This window comes from Streptomyces sp. L500, assembly GCF_054551825.1.
Genome location: NZ_JBTOLC010000041.1, coordinates 22,581 through 39,200, shown reverse-complemented (window position 1 = coordinate 39,200; position 16,620 = coordinate 22,581). Strand labels below are relative to the sequence as shown.

16 protein-coding genes are annotated in these 16,620 nt (G+C 73.6%); 5 read left to right on the top strand and 11 right to left on the bottom strand.

Going from position 1 to position 16,620, the window contains the following annotated elements:
- Positions 1–62 precede the first annotated feature (62 nt).
- Positions 63–935 (top strand): class II glutamine amidotransferase, encoded by an 873-nt coding sequence (locus ACX9I7_RS26795; RefSeq protein ID WP_459388785.1) that lies wholly within the window; start codon positions 63–65, stop codon positions 933–935.
- A gap of 8 nt (positions 936–943) precedes the next feature.
- Here ACX9I7_RS26795 and ACX9I7_RS26790 read toward each other — a convergent pair whose 3' ends face one another.
- A complete protein-coding gene (locus ACX9I7_RS26790; protein WP_459388784.1) occupies positions 944–1,813 on the bottom strand; it encodes an ATP-grasp domain-containing protein in 870 nt (289 codons plus the stop codon).
- Positions 1,814–1,979: 166 nt separating this feature from the next.
- On the opposite strand from ACX9I7_RS26790, the gene ACX9I7_RS26785 reads away from it, so the two are divergent.
- Together ACX9I7_RS26785 and ACX9I7_RS26780 are read left to right on the top strand one after the other, a co-directional pair.
- Entirely contained in the window at positions 1,980–2,330 is a 351-nt protein-coding gene (locus ACX9I7_RS26785; RefSeq protein WP_459388783.1) for a hypothetical protein, read from the top strand.
- Positions 2,331–2,450: 120 nt separating this feature from the next.
- Complete coding sequence (locus ACX9I7_RS26780) at positions 2,451–3,566, top strand: serine hydrolase domain-containing protein (RefSeq protein ID WP_459388782.1); 1,116 nt, start codon at positions 2,451–2,453, stop codon at positions 3,564–3,566.
- 13 nt (positions 3,567–3,579) lie between these two features.
- Here the strand turns inward: ACX9I7_RS26780 and ACX9I7_RS26775 are convergent, their stop codons facing one another.
- Positions 3,580–5,181 (bottom strand): phytoene desaturase family protein, encoded by a 1,602-nt coding sequence (locus ACX9I7_RS26775; protein WP_459388781.1) that lies wholly within the window; start codon positions 5,179–5,181, stop codon positions 3,580–3,582.
- 79 nt (positions 5,182–5,260) lie between these two features.
- The gene (locus ACX9I7_RS26770) at positions 5,261–5,836 is read right to left on the bottom strand and encodes a TetR/AcrR family transcriptional regulator (RefSeq protein ID WP_459388780.1); all 576 of its coding nucleotides are present in this window, start codon (positions 5,834–5,836) and stop codon (positions 5,261–5,263) included.
- A 134-nt stretch (positions 5,837–5,970) separates the two neighbouring features.
- Between ACX9I7_RS26770 and ACX9I7_RS26765 the strand changes: the two genes are divergently transcribed.
- Positions 5,971–7,161 carry a cytochrome P450 gene (locus ACX9I7_RS26765; protein WP_459388779.1) on the top strand — a complete coding sequence of 397 codons (1,191 nt, stop codon included), beginning with the start codon at positions 5,971–5,973 and terminating at the stop codon, positions 7,159–7,161.
- 15 nt (positions 7,162–7,176) lie between these two features.
- Positions 7,177–7,380, top strand: coding sequence for a ferredoxin (locus ACX9I7_RS26760; RefSeq protein ID WP_387569879.1), 204 nt, complete (start codon positions 7,177–7,179; stop codon positions 7,378–7,380).
- Between the two features lie 15 nt (positions 7,381–7,395).
- Here ACX9I7_RS26760 and ACX9I7_RS26755 read toward each other — a convergent pair whose 3' ends face one another.
- The 8 genes from ACX9I7_RS26755 to ACX9I7_RS26720 form a co-directional block, all read right to left on the bottom strand.
- Positions 7,396–8,607 carry a cytochrome P450 gene (locus ACX9I7_RS26755; RefSeq protein ID WP_459388778.1) on the bottom strand — a complete coding sequence of 404 codons (1,212 nt, stop codon included), beginning with the start codon at positions 8,605–8,607 and terminating at the stop codon, positions 7,396–7,398.
- Positions 8,608–8,616: 9 nt separating this feature from the next.
- Entirely contained in the window at positions 8,617–9,204 is a 588-nt protein-coding gene (locus ACX9I7_RS26750; protein ID WP_459388777.1) for a GNAT family N-acetyltransferase, read from the bottom strand.
- A 46-nt stretch (positions 9,205–9,250) separates the two neighbouring features.
- Complete coding sequence (gene uppS, locus ACX9I7_RS26745) at positions 9,251–9,997, bottom strand: polyprenyl diphosphate synthase (RefSeq protein ID WP_459388776.1); 747 nt, start codon at positions 9,995–9,997, stop codon at positions 9,251–9,253.
- A gap of 429 nt (positions 9,998–10,426) precedes the next feature.
- Positions 10,427–11,491: a chitinase gene (locus ACX9I7_RS26740; protein WP_459388775.1), complete on the bottom strand. Its 1,065-nt coding sequence runs from the start codon at positions 11,489–11,491 to the stop codon at positions 10,427–10,429.
- A 101-nt stretch (positions 11,492–11,592) separates the two neighbouring features.
- On the bottom strand, positions 11,593–13,614 hold the full coding sequence (locus ACX9I7_RS26735) for a M6 family metalloprotease domain-containing protein (RefSeq protein WP_459388774.1): 2,022 nt from the start codon (positions 13,612–13,614) through the stop codon (positions 11,593–11,595).
- A 121-nt stretch (positions 13,615–13,735) separates the two neighbouring features.
- A complete protein-coding gene (locus ACX9I7_RS26730) occupies positions 13,736–14,467 on the bottom strand; it encodes an SDR family oxidoreductase (RefSeq protein WP_459388773.1) in 732 nt (243 codons plus the stop codon).
- 23 nt (positions 14,468–14,490) lie between these two features.
- Positions 14,491–15,732: a ferritin-like domain-containing protein gene (locus tag ACX9I7_RS26725; protein ID WP_459388772.1), complete on the bottom strand. Its 1,242-nt coding sequence runs from the start codon at positions 15,730–15,732 to the stop codon at positions 14,491–14,493.
- Positions 15,729–16,553, bottom strand: coding sequence for a DJ-1/PfpI family protein (locus ACX9I7_RS26720; RefSeq protein ID WP_459388771.1), 825 nt, complete (start codon positions 16,551–16,553; stop codon positions 15,729–15,731). The genes ACX9I7_RS26725 and ACX9I7_RS26720 overlap by 4 nt, the downstream gene beginning before the upstream one ends.
- Positions 16,554–16,620: the final 67 nt, after the last annotated feature.

The following is a 16,620-nucleotide window of genomic DNA, read 5'->3' as shown; positions in this document are numbered from 1 at the left end:
CGCGACGGTTCGACAGGATCGACGCACATCGACGGGATCGTCGGAGGAGAGGGGACGGGCCCATGTGCCGTCTGTTCGGCATGAGCAGCGCTCCGCTGCGTGCCCGGGCCACGTTCTGGCTGCTGGACGCGCCCGACAGCCTCAGCGTCCAGAGCCGTCGCGACCCCGACGGGACGGGCCTGGGGTTCTTCGACGCGGCGGGGGTGCCGCAGGTGCGCAAGGCGCCCGTGGCCGCCTACGCGGACCGGGCCTTCGCCGAGGAGGCGCGGCAGGTGGAGTCGGCGACGTTCCTCGCCCACATCCGCTTCGCCTCGACCGGGCGGCTGGAGACGCGCAACACCCATCCGTTCGAGCAGGACGGGCGGCTGTTCGCCCACAACGGCGTCATCGAGGGCCTCGACGCGCTCGACGCCCACCTGGGGCCGGCGGCCCGGGCCACGGTGCGCGGCGACACCGACTCGGAGCGGTTCTTCGCCCTGATCACCCGTGAGATCGCGGCGCACGGCGGCGACGTCACGGCGGGCATCGTGCGAGCCGCCCGGTGGGTCGCCGACGAGCTGCCCGTCTACTCCCTCAACCTCGTCCTCACCACGCGGGACGAGCTGTGGGCGCTGCGCTATCCCGGCACCCACGAGCTGTTCGTGCTGGAGCGCGCGCCGGGCGGCCAGCACGGCAGCCGGCACCTGGACCACAGCGGCACCGGCGGACGGCTGCGCGTCCACTCGCACGACCTGAGCGAGGCCCCGGCGGTCGTCGTCGCCAGCGAGGCCATGGACGACAACCCCGGCTGGCGGCCCCTGGAGAGCGGAGAACTCCTCCACGTCGGCCCGGACCTGACCACCACCGGCCACATCGTCCTGCCCGGCCCGCCCCGCCACCGGCTGGCCCTCGGCGATCTGCGCCCCGAGGCAGCGCGCTCGCAGAAGGCGCGCTGAACCGGGGCTCAGCCCGCGTTCAGCAGTGGTCCGAGCAGAGCCGAGGGGTCGGTCCCGGCGGGCAGGTCGCCGACCTGGCCGTCGCCGGCCTCGATCACCCGCCAGGCGCCGTCGGCGCGCCGGGCGAGGTCGGTGGTGACGAACCGGCACCCGAGCCGGGCCACCAGCGGCGCGACCGCGTCCAGGCCGGGCTCGGGCGTCAGGCCGGGGGTGTCCGGGTGGGCGGTGGTCAGCAGCGGGCGCCCGTCGAGCCACCACACCCGTGCCTCGCCCTCCTCCCGGCGCAGCTCCTCGAAGGCGCGCAGGACGACGCCTCCGGCCAGGGAGTCCTCCTGGAGCTCCACGAACCGGGACACCACGGCGTGGAGCGCCGTGGTGTCGGCGAGGTCGGGCACGTGGCAGGCCTCCTCCCAGTCGTGCTTGCGGGACTTCACGAAGTCCTTGACGATGCCGGGGCCCTTCGGGAGGCGTGCCGCCGCCTCCGCGAGCGCCGCCGGTCCCGGTGCCCGGAAGGGCGCGCAGGGCAGCCAGGTGCTCGCCGGTGTCACCGCCGTGAACGCCCCGTACCAGCCGGGCAGCTCGTGGGCGGTGCGGTAGTGCCCGGCGCCGGTGCGCAGGAGGGCGCCGCGGGCGGCGAGCGCGGCCTCGAGCCCGGCGTAGCCGGTGGCGGGGATCATCCAGCCCCGGTACCACAGCGGTCCGATGCCCCGGGGTACGCGCCGGACGGCCTCCTCGGCGCGGCCCGCGAGCAGCGCGTCGTGGTCGAGCAGCGCCACCGTCGCGCCGGCCTCGTGGGCGGCGGCGGCCTGCGCGGCGAAGTGCGGGTCGCTGCGGGCGGGGCGGAGCGGGTCGGCGCAGAGCAGCAGGGAGTCGGTCACCGCCCCACCGTAGAGGGTCTCCGTTCGGGTGATATCGGCGGTCGGCGCGAGCGTGCGGGAGGCCGGGGCCGGGTGTGCTGGCAGGCTCGTCGCACATCGACGAGCGAAGGGCGGAGCAGCGATGAAGTGGTTGGCGACGAGGACGCGTTGGGCCTTGCGCGCGGGGGTGAGCACGGTGGGGGCCCTGGCCCTGTTCCTCGCCGGCGGGCCGACGGCCTTCGCGGCGACGGCGTGCGGGGGGCAGTCGTGCCTCACGGTGGACGCGAACGGCCGGTACGTGCTGCGGGCGTCGGCGACGCCCGCGCCGGACGGTGACTTCGTCGGGCTGTTCCACATGTACGGCGGCGGCCTGGACGGCAAGAGCGCGCTGCGGCACTGGCGGCCCGGGCAGTTCTACGGGATGGCGCTGGGCCGGAAGGTCCCGGACCGTACGTGGTTCTGCGTCGACGGGTGGCGGAAGCTCGACGAGGGCGGCTTCGCGCCGCACGGGCACGCGTGTGTGCAGGTTCATGAGTAGCCACCTGCCGTAGGGGGCCTGGCGACACCCGGGTGAGGGGTGCGGGCCGGATGGGACGGCGGCCGCCGGTTTCCTACCGTCGTGGGTGACGGAACACCCGGCAGATGTGCAGGAGATGCGATGCGCCGTACGGTCAGGATGCTCGCCGCCGCTCTGGTGGCGGCGGTGGGGATGGGGGTCGGGGTGCCCGCGGCCGCCGCCGGGTCGTCCGACGCGGTTTTACAGCAAGCCCTGGACGGCGTGGTGGCCGGTGGTGACGCCGTGGGGGCGCGGGTCCTGGTGGCCGGGAACGGCCGGACGATGCGGCTGCGCGCGGGTTCGGCCACGCTGGGCGGGCGGCGGCCGGTGCCGTACGAGGGGCGGTACCGGATCGGCAGCGTCACCAAGACGTTCGTGGCGACCGTGCTGCTCCAGCTGGTCGCCGAGGGGAAGGTGGGACTGGACGAGCCGGTGCGGCGCCGTCTGCCCGGTCTGCTGCCCGCCGACAAGGACGCGATCACCGTGCGCATGCTGCTGCACCACTCCAGCGGGCTGGCCGACTACGTCTCGACCGTTCCCAAGGGGGCCGACTTCGTGCGGCACCGTTTCGACCACTACGACGCCCGGGAGCTGGTGCGCCGGATCGCCGACAAGCCGCTGCTGTTCGCACCCGGAACGGACTGGAAGTACACCAACGTCAACTACGTCCTCGCGGGCCTGCTCGTCGAGGCGGTGACGGGCCGGCCCTGGGGAGCGGAGGTGACCCGGCGCGTCATCCGTCCGCTGGGGCTGCGGGCGACCAGCGTGCCGGGGGACGACGCGCGCGTCCCGGGCCCGCACGCCCACGGCTACGAACGGGTCTCCCCCGGCGCCGAGCCCGTCGACGTCACCGAGCTCGACCCGTCCGTGGCGGACGCGTCCGGGGCGATGATCTCCAGCGACACCGACCTCGACCGTTTCCTCACCGCGCTCACCGGCGGGCGGCTGCTGCCCGCGCGACAGCTCGCCGAGCTCCTCCCCCGCGAGGGGGACCGCGTCCCCTACGGTCTGGGGATCTTCCGGGTGCCCAACTCCTGCGGGGTGACGGCCTGGGGCCACACCGGGGAGATCCACGGCTACTACACGCCGGCCCTCACCACCCCGGACCGCTCCCGGCGGGCGGTCGTGTCGGTGACGACCGCGACGTACCCCCTGCCCGACGACTCGCCCGTGTACGCGGCCGTGCGGAAACTCACCGACGCCGCCCTGTGCGGCTGAGGCGGGGGCGGGTTCACCCCCGCTCGGGTCCGGTCAGTTCCTTGGCGACGATGTAGCCGGAGCCGCCGTTGACGCCGTGGCCGGGCCAGGTCGCGGCGCCGACCATGAAGAGGTTGGGCACGACCGTCCGGTGCGAGGGCTGACCCGGCAGGGGGCGCAGGAGGTAGCTCTGGGCGAGTTCGTGGCTGCCGCCGTAGGGGTCGCCGGGGCCGCAGTTGGGGTTGAAGCGGGCGAGGTCGGGCGGGGCGATCACATGGCGGCCGAGGACGGTGCCGGGCAGGCCGGGGACGTGGCGGGCGGCGAGTTCGAGGACGCGGTCCGCGAAGGCGTTCTTGACGTCGTCGGTCCAGCCGTCCGTCGTGTCGATCTCGCCCGCCGCGTCGCCGCGCGGGCGCAGCGGGACGTCGAGGAGTTGCAGCCGGGCCACGGCCGCGCCCGGTGGGCAGCGGGTGGGGTCCGCCGCGGCGGGGGTGTCGAGGGAGATGGTGGGTTCCGCCGGGAGGAGGCCGCGGGTGGCCTCGTTGACCGAGCGGGAGAGGGCGTCGAGGCCGCCGGTGAGGTGGGACTGGCCGGTCCTGGCGAGGCGTTCGTCGGCGAACCGGGGCGGTGCGGAGAGGGCGAGGTGGATCTGTACGCAGCCGCGCCCGTAGCGGTAGTCGGCCGCCTGGCGCCGGATGAGGGGTGGGACGACGCCGTCCTCGTGGGCGAGCAGTTCGAGGTAGAGCTGGTCGGGGTTGACGGAGGCGACGACGGCCCGGTCGGCGCGCACGACCTCGCCGTCGGCCGTGCGGACGCCCACGGCGCGGCCGTCGCGGACCAGGATCCGCTCCACCCACCGCCCGGTCTCGACGCGGCCGCCGTGCCGTTCGGTGAGCGCGGCGAGGGCGCGGGCGAGCCGTTCGCTGCCGCCCTCGGGGGTGGGCATGCCGGCGGAGGTGACGGCGAGGAGCACCATGACGGTCCAGAAGGAGCTGTTGACCTCGTCGGGGCCGCGGCCCAGGTGGAGGGCCCAGGGCGCGAGCAGTCCGTGGGCGACCGGTGAGGCGAAGGTGTGCTCCAGCAGGTCCCGGGCGGTGCGCAGGAACTGCTGGGCGAAGGTCGAGTAGTGCCCGTCGTCGTGCGTCAGGTCGTGGATGGCGCGGGCGGACGCGGGGCTCGCGAGCTCGGCCGCGAACAGCTGGAACACCGGGCCGGCGTGGGGCTGGAAGTCCTTGAGGAGGGCGGTCAGGGCGGCGCCGTCGCCGGGGGCGAGGCGCTCGGCCTCGGCCACGTTCTCCTCGGGGTCGGTCGAGAGGACGGCGGTCCGCGCGCCGGGCATCGACACGCCCACGCAGTAGCGGGAGTTGCGGTAGGTGAGGCCGAGGGCGGTGAGTTCCGGGCCGAGTTCGGCGTAGGCGGGACCGGTGGTGAACAGGGGGTGCGCGGAGGAGTAGGTGTCGTGGAGAAAGCCGGGGACGGTGAGCTCTTCGGTGCGTACGAGCCCGCCGGGCCGGTCGTTTCCCTCGAGGACGATGACGCCCCGGCCCGCCCGGGCCAGGTATGCCGCCGTGACCAGGGCGTTGTGGCCGCTGCCGACCACCACCACGTCGTAACGCCGCATGGTGGATGGTGGCACGCGGGCTTCGCCCGGGTGAAGTACGCAAAGGGCTGAGACGGGACGGGAGCCGCGTCTACGCGGCGCGGCCCGTTCCCGTTCAGGCCAGCCCTTCCAGCAGGGTCCGGGAAGCGTCGAGCATCAGCCGGCACACCCGTTCCGGGTCCGCGCCGGCCAGCGGTTCCTGGCGTACGACGAGCCGGGTGAGGCCGATGCCGAGCAGCCAGGCGAGGACGAGGGCCGCGCGCAGCTCGGCGTCCTCCTCGCCGGTGAGCCGGGCCAGCGTCCGGGCGTACTCCTCGCTCAGACGCCGGCTGGTGTCGGCCACCTCGTCCTCGCCCCCGGCGGAGCGCAGGAAGACCTCCAGGGAGCGGTCGCCCTGGGGGGCGTCGCCGGCGGGGTCGAGCAGCCCGCGCAGGGCCGATTCCAGCAGCCGTTCCGGTGGGGTCTCGCGCAGCCGTCTGCGTCCGTCGTTGGCCATGACCTCGCCGAAGAGGGCGGTCTTGGAGCCGAAGTAGCGGAAGAGCAGGGCCTGGTTGACGCCGGCGCGGTCGGCGATCGCGCGGACGGTCGTCCGGTCGTACCCCCGCTCGGCGAACAGCCCGGCCGCGGCGTCGATCAGCGCCTGCCGGGTCGTGTCGGCGTGCCGCCGCCGTACGGGCTTGCCCTCGGTCATCCCGCTCCTCCCCACGAGACCGCCCGGTGTCCCCCCGGCGGGTGCGACAACCCTGGCCGAAGGCACCGTTGACGCGCTACCCACCTCGCCCTACGTTTTTGTAAGCAGACGCTTACATCGCGAAGAGGGGTCTCATGTCCACCTCCCACGACGAACCTGTCGTCTATCCCTTCAACAACGCCGAGGAGCTCGCCCTGTCCACGGCGTACGAGCGGGCGCGGCACGAAGAGGGGCTGCTGCGGGTGCGGTTGCCCTACGGCGAGCCGGCCTGGCTCGCGACCCGCTACGCGGACGCCCGGCTCGTCCTGGGCGACCGCCGGTTCAGCCGGGCCGCCGCCCAGGAGCACGACGCTCCCCGCCAGTCGGAGGGCAGGACCGATGCCGGCCTCCTCTCCATGGACCCGCCCGACCACACCCGGCTGCGCACCCTGGTGACCAAGGCGTTCACCGTGCAGCGGGTGGAACGGCTGCGGCCGGGCATCCGCGCCCTGGCCGAGGGCCTGGTGGACGACATGGTCGCGGCGGGCCCGCCCGCCGACCTGGTCGAGGACTTCGCGCTGCCGCTCCCGGTCGCCGTGATCTGCCGGATGCTCGGCGTGCCCGAGGGGGACCGGCCGCTCTTCCGCAAGTGGAGCGACGACGCGCTGTCCACCAGCTCGCTCACCGCCGAGGAGTGGGAGAAGAGCCGGGAGGAACTGCGGGCCTATATGGCCGGGCTCGTCGCCGAGCACCGCGCCCGGCCCGCCGACGACCTGATGACGGCGCTGATCGAGGCGCGGGACGGCACCGGACGGCTCTCCGAACTGGAGCTGGTCGACCTGTGCGTGGGCATCCTCGTGGCCGGCCACGAGACGACCGCCACCCAGATCCCCAACTTCCTGCTGACGCTCCTGGAGCACCCCGGTGAGCTGGCGCGGCTGGGCGAGGACCCGGAGCGGATCCCGGCCGCGGTCGAGGAGCTGATGCGCTTCGTCCCCCTGGGCATGGCCGCGGGCTTCGCCCGCTACGCCACCGAGGACGTCGAGGTGGGCGGCACGCTGGTGCGGGCGGGCGAGCCGGTCCTGGTGGCCGTCGGCTCCGCCAACCGCGACGCGCGGCGGTTCGACTCCCCCGACCGTCTCGACCTGGGCCGGGAGGGAAACCAGCACCTGGGCTTCGGCCATGGCGTCCACCACTGTCTGGGCGCGCCCCTGGCCCGTCTGGAGCTCCAGGAGGCGCTGCGGGCCCTGGCCCTGCGGCTGCCCGGCGTCCACCTCGCCGGGGATGTCGTGTGGAAGACGGAGATGCTGGTCCGGGGGCCGCGTTCGATGCCGGTGGGGTGGTGAGCGATGGTCTGGCGGGTGACGGTGGACCGCGGCCGGTGCATGGGTTCGGGGATCTGCACGGCCCTGGCGCCGGGGCTGTTCAGGATGGACGGCGAGCGGTCGCACGGGCCGGACGGGGAGTGCGCGCCGGACGAGGCGCTCGTCGACGCGGCGGACTCCTGCCCGGCGGGGGCCATCACCGTCGTCGAGGACGGGCGGGTGATCGGCCCCAGCGACTGAGCCGGGGCCGGTGGCTCAGCACTCCACGAGCAGCTCCCGCAGCCCCCGGATGACGAAGCCCGGCTTCCACTCCGGCTCCGTCACCGGCCGCAGGCCCGGCGCCCGCCGCAGCAGCTCGCCGAAGGACGCCGCGAGTTCGAGGCGGGCGAGCGGCGCGCCCAGGCAGTAGTGGATGCCCGCGCCGAAGCTGAGGTGGGGGTTGTCGGCGCGGGCGAGGTCCAGCCGCTCCGGCGCGGGGAACCGGTCGGGGTCGTGGTTGGCGGAGCCGAGGAGCAGGGCGACCTCGCTGCCGCGCGGGATGAGGGTGCCGCCGATCTCGATGTCGTCGAGCACCCAGCGTTCGAAGAGCTGGAGCGGGGTGTCGTAGCGCATCAGCTCCTCGATCGCCCCCGGCAGCAGCCCGTGGTCGGCGCGCAGGGCGGCGAGCTGCTCCGGGTGGCGGAAGAGGGCCCACCATCCGTTGCCGGTGGTGTTGACGGTGGCCTCGTGACCGGCGTTGAGGAGCAGGACGCAGGTGGAGACCATCTCCTGCTCCGTCAGCCGGTCCCCCTCGTCGTGGGCGACGATCAGCGCGCTGATCAGGTCGTCGCCGGGGTCGGCGCGGCGGGCGGCGATCAGTTCGCGCAGGTAGGCGGAGAACTCGGTCGAGGCCCGTACCGCGCGTCGCGCCGCCTCCTCGCCGGGGTTCAGCTCGTACATCCCGCAGATGTCCGCCGACCAGGGGCGCAGCAGGCCCCGGTCGGCGGCGGGGATTCCGAGCATCTCGGCGATGACGGCCACCGGCAGGGGCTCGGCCAGGGACGTCATCAGATCGCCGCCGCCGTCGGCGAGGAGGCCGTCGACCAGTTCGCGGGCCAGCCGCCGGACGACCGGCGCGAGCCGTTCGACGGTGCGCGGGGTGAAGGCCTGTGACACCAGGCGCCGGATCCTGGTGTGGTCGGGTGGTTCCAGGTCCAGCAGGCCCTGGTCGTTGAGGGTGTGGAAGGGCTCGTGCTCGGGGGGCGGCGGCGTCCGCCCGAACTCCTCGTGGCCGAACCGGTGGAGGTAGGTGCGCCCCAGCCGCCGGTCGCGCAGCAGCGACGAGACATCGGCGTGCCGGGGCACCAGCCACTGCCGGGTGGGCTCGAACCAGTGCACGGGCCCGGCCGCGCGCAGGGCCGCGAAGCCGGGATAGGGGTCGGCCACGAACCGGGGGGACCACGGGGCGAAATCGGCGCTCGCATCCATGTGCGGATGCTACTCGGGGCGGTCGGTCGCCAGCCGGGCGTGCAGGTGGGCGTCGTGGCGCCGCCCGGAGGGTTCCTTGAAGAAGTCCCGCATCACTCCCTCCAGGCGGAAGCCGGCGGCGACGGCCACGCGGCACGAGGCGACGTTGGCCAGGACGTGGTCGAGCGCGATCCGGTGCAGGCCGAGCCCGCCGTCCTCGGGGGCGGCGAGGGCCCAGCGGGCCGCCGCGTCCAGGGCGGTGCGGGCCGCGCCCCGGCCCCGGGAGCGCGGCGTGACCCAGTAGCCGACGACCGCCTGGTCCGGCAGCCGGTTGATCTCACGGACGCCCAGCGCCCCGTGGAACTCCCCCGTCGTTCCGTCAGTGATGGCGAAGTAGGCGTCCCCGGCCGCCCAACCGGCCGTGCGCGGCCCCAGCCACACGGCCGCGCGCTCGTGGACGGGCGCCTGGACGGTGGCGTGGCCGGCCGCCCAGCGGAGGATGTCCGCGTCGCGCAGCGCTTCGGCGACGGCGGGCTCGTCGCTCTCCCGGAGGGGCCGCAGGAGCAGGCCCCCGGCGGTGAGGGTCGTCGGGTCCAGGGTCCGCGTGGCAAAGGTCATGCCTGTGTTGTAGTCGATCTCCTTTCGCCGGTGGCGGGCGGGGTGTTCACAAGCCGTAGCGCCGGTGCCGCGACGCGTACGAGTCCAGGGCCAGGTCGAAGTCGTCACGGGTGAAGGAGGGCCAGGGGACGTCGGAGAAGTAGAACTCGGAGGCGGCGGTCTGCCAGAGCAGGAAGCCGGAGAGCCGCTGCTCCCCCGAGGTCCGGATGATCAGGTCGGGATCGGGCTGGTTGCGGGTGTAGAGGTGCTCGGCGATCAGGTGCTGCCAGTTGCCCGCCGGGTCGTCGGCGTCGGCGGGCGGCATGGTGCCGGCGCACAGGATCTGCCGTACGGCGTGGGCGATCTCCCGGCGGCCGTCGTAGGCGACCGCGACGTTCACGGTCATGCCGGGCGCCCGGTGGCTGGCGTCGCGGGCCCGTTCCATGGCGACGCGCAGATGGGCCGGCAGGGCCATCAGGTCGCCGATGGGGTTGACGGGCCAGCGCCGGAGGGCGGCCAGCTCCTCGATGGTCTCGCCGATCAGCGGAAGCAGGCCGGACAGTTCCTGGTCGGGCCGCTTCAGGTTGTCGGTCGACAGCCCCCATAAAGTCAGCGCGGTGAGCCCGGCCTGCTCGGCCCACTCGCACACCTCGCGGAGCCGGCGCGCGCCTTCCCGGTAGCCCTCGACGGCGTCGAGCCCCCGGGCCCGGGCCCAGCGCCGGTTGCCGTCCATGATGATGCCCACGTGCTGCGGTATCGGCCGGGCCGTGGCCGGCCGGGCCACGGCGGGGCTCGTACTGACCACTCCTGACATGCGGTGCCTCCTTGCCGCTCACCCGGTTCCCGCCGGCGGGGGCCGGCCCGGGTCCGGGAACGTACGCAGGGCCTGTCTCGGGGGTGGATCGGGGACCGTCACACCTCACACCTCTGAGCCCCGGAGGGCAATCACCCTCACGGGGGGCTCACGCGCCTCAGCGGCGCACAGCTACCACCGGCGCCGGGAAGCGGCGGGCTCCCCGCTCCGCGCGCCCGCGCTCCGCGCCTCGTACGCCGTGATCGGCCGGCCATCGCGATGGTGATGAATGTGAGCCACGGTCACACACTTTCCGTGAGGCGGCTGACTCAACCTCGGCAACTTTGTTCGCCCGGGCTACGGTCCTACGACACCTTCGACCACGAGGCGGGCGGCATATTCCGTAGGCGGTTCGCCGGAGGCAGGTGCCGGGCCCTTCCGGATGGCCGCTCAACGGCCTTGCAGGGCCTTGACGTTGTCGCCGAAGGTCCAGTTCCGCGCCCCGTCCCAGTTGGCCGACCAGGTCATCAGACCCTTGAGGGCGCCGCCGTAGGTGTTCCACGCGCGGGCCACGAGGTCCGGGGACATATGGCCGCCGCCCGCGCCCGGCTGGGCGGGGAGCCCGGGGACCTGCTTGTCGTACGGGACCGTGACGGTGGTGCCCTGGACGACGAGTCCGCGGTTCAGGCAGTCGGTCTGGGCGGTGAACCCCTCGACCGTCCCGGCGGAGTAGGAGTCGCCGGAGCAGCCGTACATACTGCCGTTGTAGTACTGCATGTTGAGCCACCAAAGGCGGCCGTCGTCGGCGTACTTCTTGACGATCGGCAGGTACGCGCCCCAGATCGAGCCGTAGGTGACGCTACCTCCGGTGACGTAGGCCGTCTCCGGCGCCATGGTGAGGCCGAATCCCTGGGGCATCCGGGCGAGTACGCCGTCGATGACGCGGATCAGATTGGCCTGGGAGGCCGAGAGCCGGGTGATGTCGCCGCTGCCGACGAGGCCGGTCTCGATGTCGATGTCGATGCCGTCGAAGTTGTGGCTCTTGAGGATGGGGACGATCGTCTCGACGAACCGGTCGGCCACGGCACTCGAGCTGAGGTCGATGCCCGCCGCCGCGCCGCCGATGGACAGCAGGACCGTCTGCCCGGCGGCCTTGGCCCGGCACATCTCGGCCGGGGTGGGGACCTTGACGGTCGCGTCCATCCCGTCCTCCCAGAGGGCGGTGCCGTCGGGGTGGATGACGGGGAACGCGGCGTTGAGCACGTTGTAGCCGTGGGCGGGGAGGCGGGGGTCGTCGACGGGGGTCCAGCCGAAGGGCGGGTGGACGCCGTTGGCGGCGCCGTCCCAGTTCTCCCAGTACCCCTGGAGCACCTTCCCCGCGGGTCTCGGCTTGAGCGCGCACGTGTCCTCGCGCGCGGCGCCGGTCGCGGCGGCCGCGACCGGCGTGTGCAGGGCGAGGGCCAGGGCCGTGCAGACGCCCAGCAGCCGGGCTCTCCAAAGCAGCGCGCGCGACATGTCCACCTCCGGGGCTGTGGGGGCCTGGAGACTGGTGCGGTGGGGTCGACCGCACGGTAGGAGAGCCCGGAACCGACGTCAATAGGTCTGGACCAAGCTCCCTACTTCCGGAGGGAGCAGGTGGCCGTCGCCGTTCTGCCCGGGTCGCTCTCCGAGCGCGCGGTCAGGGTGACCTTGCCGTTGCGTTCGGCGCCCGCCGCCGCGCTCACGGCGACGTCGACGGGGATCCGTTCGCCGGGGGCCGCGGTGGCGAGCCGGTTGGGGAGCCAGGCGGACCAGCCGCGTCCGGAGGCCGTGGCCGACAGCCGGTAGATGTCGGCGGCCCGGGACGGATCGTCCTGGGGCGCGGCCCGGCCGGTGTTGGCCAGCGCGAAGACGCACATCGCCCGGCCGCCGGCCGGCCCGCCCTTCACCGCGCCCCGGCCGAGGGCCACACCGCGCGCCCGCGCCCCGGAGCCGTCCAGGGACCTGACGCCGACGGTGTAGGAGAGGACGCCGGAGGCGTCGCGCCGGATGTCGACGATGTAGAAGTGCAGCCGGTTGGCCCGGTCGACGTACTCGTAGGAGCTGCCCGAGTCGGCGCCCGCGTGGAAGAGGGCGTCGCTGAGCTGGCGGTAGTCCCCCATGGTGATCTTCTGCTGGGTTCCGTCGGGGCGGGTGAAGTCCACCATGCCGATGTCCTCGGGGTGGGCGTCGACCACCCAGGCGAAGGGGGCGCGGTCGGCGTTCTTGGTCTTGGTGAGGAGCACTCCGCTGTCCGGGGTGAAGGAGTCCATGCCCATGCGGTCGACGACCTCGACGGTGTAGTTCTGGTAGCCGCCGCCGTCGCACAGCGGGTCGGTGGCGCGGTCGCAGGCCGGGGACAGATCGCGGCCCATGGTGATGTTGACGCCCGCGAGTCCCTTGTCGCCGGGCGGCGCGGAGCGCGCGGTGACGCGGGCGACGACGGGGCCGGAGTCCTTGAGGGCGTCGCGGTCGAGGCGCAGCACGTTCTTCTCGTCGACGATGCCGAGCTTGAGCTTGTCGCGCAGGACGTGCTGGGCGCCCATCGAGCCGCCGCCGGTCGCGGGTATCTTCCAGCGGGTGTGCGGTCCGCCGGGGCCGTTGAAGGTGCCCCGGGAGAGCATGCCCCAGATGCCGGTGTAGGCGCGGCTCAGGGGGGTGCCGTAGGGGTTGTTGTAGTTGTCGCCGATGCCCAGGATGTGGCTGAGTTCGTGGGCGAAGGTGGCCATGCCGGAGCTCTCGGTCTGGGTGGAGGAGCCGTTCTCGGCGTTGGGCCACAGGCGGGCGGCGGCCTGCCAGGACGTCCAGGGCACGTAGCGGGTCCGGGCGGCGTTGCCCCCGGCGGGGACGGGCGACGGCGGCCCCCAGGCGGCCGGTACGTCCTGGGGTCCGGCGAACCTCATCTGGCCGAACTCCTGCCAGGTGGCGGACTCGTCCTCGCCGGCGCCGAGGTAGAAGACGAAGTCGAACTGATTCGCCCGGTCGGCGCCGACGTCGGCGACCCAGGCGCTCCTGGCGTCGGCGCGGATGTCCTTGTCGCAGGTGTCGCCGGAGGGGCAGGCGCCGGGGTTCATTCCGGAATCGATGCCGTACTGGTGGGACTTGCCGGGCATCCGGTAGACGCCGAAGGAGGTGAGGTCGACGCCGAGGCGGCCGCCGGAGTCCTCCATCCAGTACTCGTTGATGGTGTGGCCGTGGTTGAGCGTCCCGGGCTTGTTGAGGAAGTCCTGGTAGAAGCGGGGCACTTGCTCGCGCGGGATGCCGGCGGCGGTGGGCTGGGGGTTGCCGAAGACGGTCGACCCGGCGGGCCGGGTGACGGCGAACTCCTCGTCGGGGTAGTCGAGGAGGACGAGGGCGCCCTTGAAGGTGCGCCGGGTGGGTTTGACGTCGGGGTCGGCCCAGCGGGTGCCGGGGACGGCCCGGTACTCGGCCCAGGTCATGTCGTCGGGGTTGCGCCAGTGCTGGGGGTCGATCGGCTGGACGAGGGGCGTTCTCGCCCGGGCGGTCGCGTCGGGGGTCGCCCGGGCGGCTCCGGGGGCCACGACGGCCAGGGCACCGAGGAGCGCGGCGACGATACCCAGGCGCCGTAAGCGGCGGTGGTGACTACGGCGAGGGAACACGGGACTTACCTCTTGTCTGTCGTCCTCGGACGAGGAGATGGCAAGCCGTTCGATGGGATGTGCCCATCGCCGTCAAAAGGTAGAGCGGAGAGAAGAGTGACGCCAGAGCGCCCGCGTGGTGTCAGAGGGGCTGGCCCAGGGGCCGCACCAGGACCTGGTTGACGTCCGTCCCCTCGGGCTGGGAGAGCACCCAGGCGACGCATTCCGCGACCGATTCGGCGGAGAGGGCCGGTCCGGGCGGGCGGGTGCCGTCGGGGCGGCTGTCCCAGAAGGGCGTGTCGACCCTGCCGGGGGCGATCAGGCTGACGCCGACTCCGTCCGCGGTGACCTGCATCCGGGTGTTCTCCGCGAGGGCGTGCACGGCCCATTTGGTGACGGAGTACATATTGCCCGGGGTGTTCTTCACCCCGGCGACGCTGCCGATGAGGACGATCCGCCCGCGGCTGGCGCGCAGGGCGGGCAGGGCGGCGTTCACCAGCAGCGCCGGGCCCAGGACGTTGGCGAGCACCATGTCCCGCCAGCCCGCCGGGTCGCCGTCGGCGATGGTGTCGTGGGTGGAGAACCCGGCGTTGGCGACGGCGTGGTCGAGTCCGCCGAACCGTTCGGCCGTCGCCGCGACGGCCGAGGCGACGGCCCCGGGGTCGGTGGCGTCGCCGGGCAGGGTGAGCAGCCGCTCCCCGGCGGCCGCCCGCCCGGCGAGCGCGGTGAGCCTGGCGGCGTCCCGGCCGGTGGCCGCGACCCGGTGGCCGGCCTTGAGCAGCCGGAGCACGGTGGCGGCTCCGATGCCGGTCGAGCCGCCGGTGATCAGCGTGACGGGACCCTCGGTCCCGTTCGGTGCGGTGGTGTCGGTCATGACCGCATTCTCACTCAACTCCGTTACCAAGGGGCAGAGTTGTTACGGGCGGCGTTGTTCCTGGCGGCGTTGTTCCAAAACCTGGGTCCGTAGAAGACCGGCCGGCCGAGATCGGTACGGTCCGCCAGCAGCTTGTACTCGCGCGGGTAGAGGGCCTCCAGGCGCTCCACCACCGCTTCCGGGACCTGTTGCCGCATGACGTTGAAGCAGGACAGCACCCGCATGTCGTTCATCCGCTCCACCGCGGCGCCCAGGGATGGCCACCAGGTCTCGGCGGGCCCGTTCCAGGCCCGGTCCAGGGCCGTCATCATCGCGGTGTACGCGGCGTCGAAGGCGTCCAGTTCCTTACGGGCGGCCGGGCCGTCCGGGTCCTCGGCGAGGACGGCCGCGTAGCCGTCGGCCGGGACGGCGAGGGTGTTGATGACGACCGGCCAGGGGATCTCCTCGCCCCGGAAGAAGTCCGCCTCGGCGTCCCGGGTGAGCGGCCGCGCCGGGTCGGGGGCGCGGTAGCGGCGCCGGTGGCGGAGTTCGGCGAACCGGGCGTAGTGGGAGCCCTCGTGCTGGTAGGTGCCGCCCGCCTCGATGGTGCGCTCGTGCTCGCCCTCTCCCTGGTGGGTGATGATGTCGATGCCGTGGAGGAACCGTTCGACGGGGTCGGGGTCGTCCGGGGTGAAGGTGGGGTAGCCGAGGTTGCCGCCGACCTGGTTGGCCGGTCCCCCGGCCCGTACGGCCCGGCGCACCCGGTCCGCGTTGGCGGTGACGGCCTGGCGCAGGGCGTCGTAGAAGTGGCCGATGGTGGGGTAGGCGGAGCGCCGCTCGCGTTCGGTCAGGAGGCGCGCGGGGGCCTCGATCCGCAGGAAGTCGTCCAGCTGGCGGGCGGAGAGCCGGGCGAGGACGGGGGTGAGGTCGGGCATCACGCCGCCGGGCAGGCCGCCGCCCGGTGCCGGGTAGCCGGGCCGGAGGCCCTTGATGTCCGGTGAACCGCCGAGCGCGGCGAGCATGTTGGCGGCGATGGCCATGTGGACCATCTCCTCCATCAGGACGCTGCGGATGGTGTTGCAGGAGGGGTAGTTCTGCACCTCCAGCGAGTACATGGCGGCCGAGTACAGCGGCATGGTGGCGTGTTCGAGGGCCACCGCGGTCTGGAGGGCGCCCCGGATCCAGTCCAGGTCCCGCAGGGCGGGAGGCGTGACGCGGATGCCGGGCCCGGTGCGTGCGGCGGCCGCGGGCGGCCCGGCGGGGGTGACGACCGAGCGCGGGCTCACCGGCGTCCCTCGCGGCCGGGCAGGGCGTCGGCGGACGGCTCGTCGGTGACGCGGGGCAGCAGCATGTCCTGGAAGTAGTCCTGGAAGGACCGCTCGAGTTCGGGGTGCTGGTAGAACTCCGGGCCGACCTCCTCGAAGACGACGTCGCCCAGCCCGCTGAGGGTGTCGAACATCATCGACACGATCGTCCCGGTCTCCCGGCCCAGGTAGTGGGCCACCATGGCGACGGCGCCGCCGTGCACCCCGTACGAGCCGGTGGCCGTCCAGATGCCGGTGTCGGGGTTGCCGATCCACATCCGGCGGCCGACGGGCACGTTGAAGCCCTCGGCGCGCAGCCCGCGCGCGACGGCGGCGACGCAGGTGACGGGCGAGTCGTCCAGGACGCCGGCGCGGGCGAGCACGCCGACGCCGGAGCAGTTGGCGGCCACGACCCGGCCCGCCTGGTGGTGACGGCGGATCAGTTCCAGTACCCGCTCGTCGGAGGTGAGCTCCCCGGAGCCGACGCCGCCGGGCACGTAGAGGATGTCGAAGAGCTCGTCCGGGTCGAGCACGGAGTCGGCGACCACCTGGGTGCCCATCTGCATGGTCACCACGCCCGGCGTCAGCCCCACCAGGCGGACGTCCAGCTCCCGGGGCGCGGCCTCGCGCTGCCAGGGCGCGACGCCGCCGGAGGTCACCAGGGCGGCGCCCTTGAAGATCTCCAGCGGGGTGATGGTGTCCTGCTCGCTGCACTTCTCGTAGCCGAGCACCGCGATGGAGCGGACGACGCCGCTCGTGCCCGGACGGGTCCCCTCCGCCGTCTCCCGTGTCACCGTCGTCATGGCGATTCCCCCTCGGATGCGTTCGCGCGGCAATGCGCGCGGTGAACGCAGGAGAGTGAATCAGCGC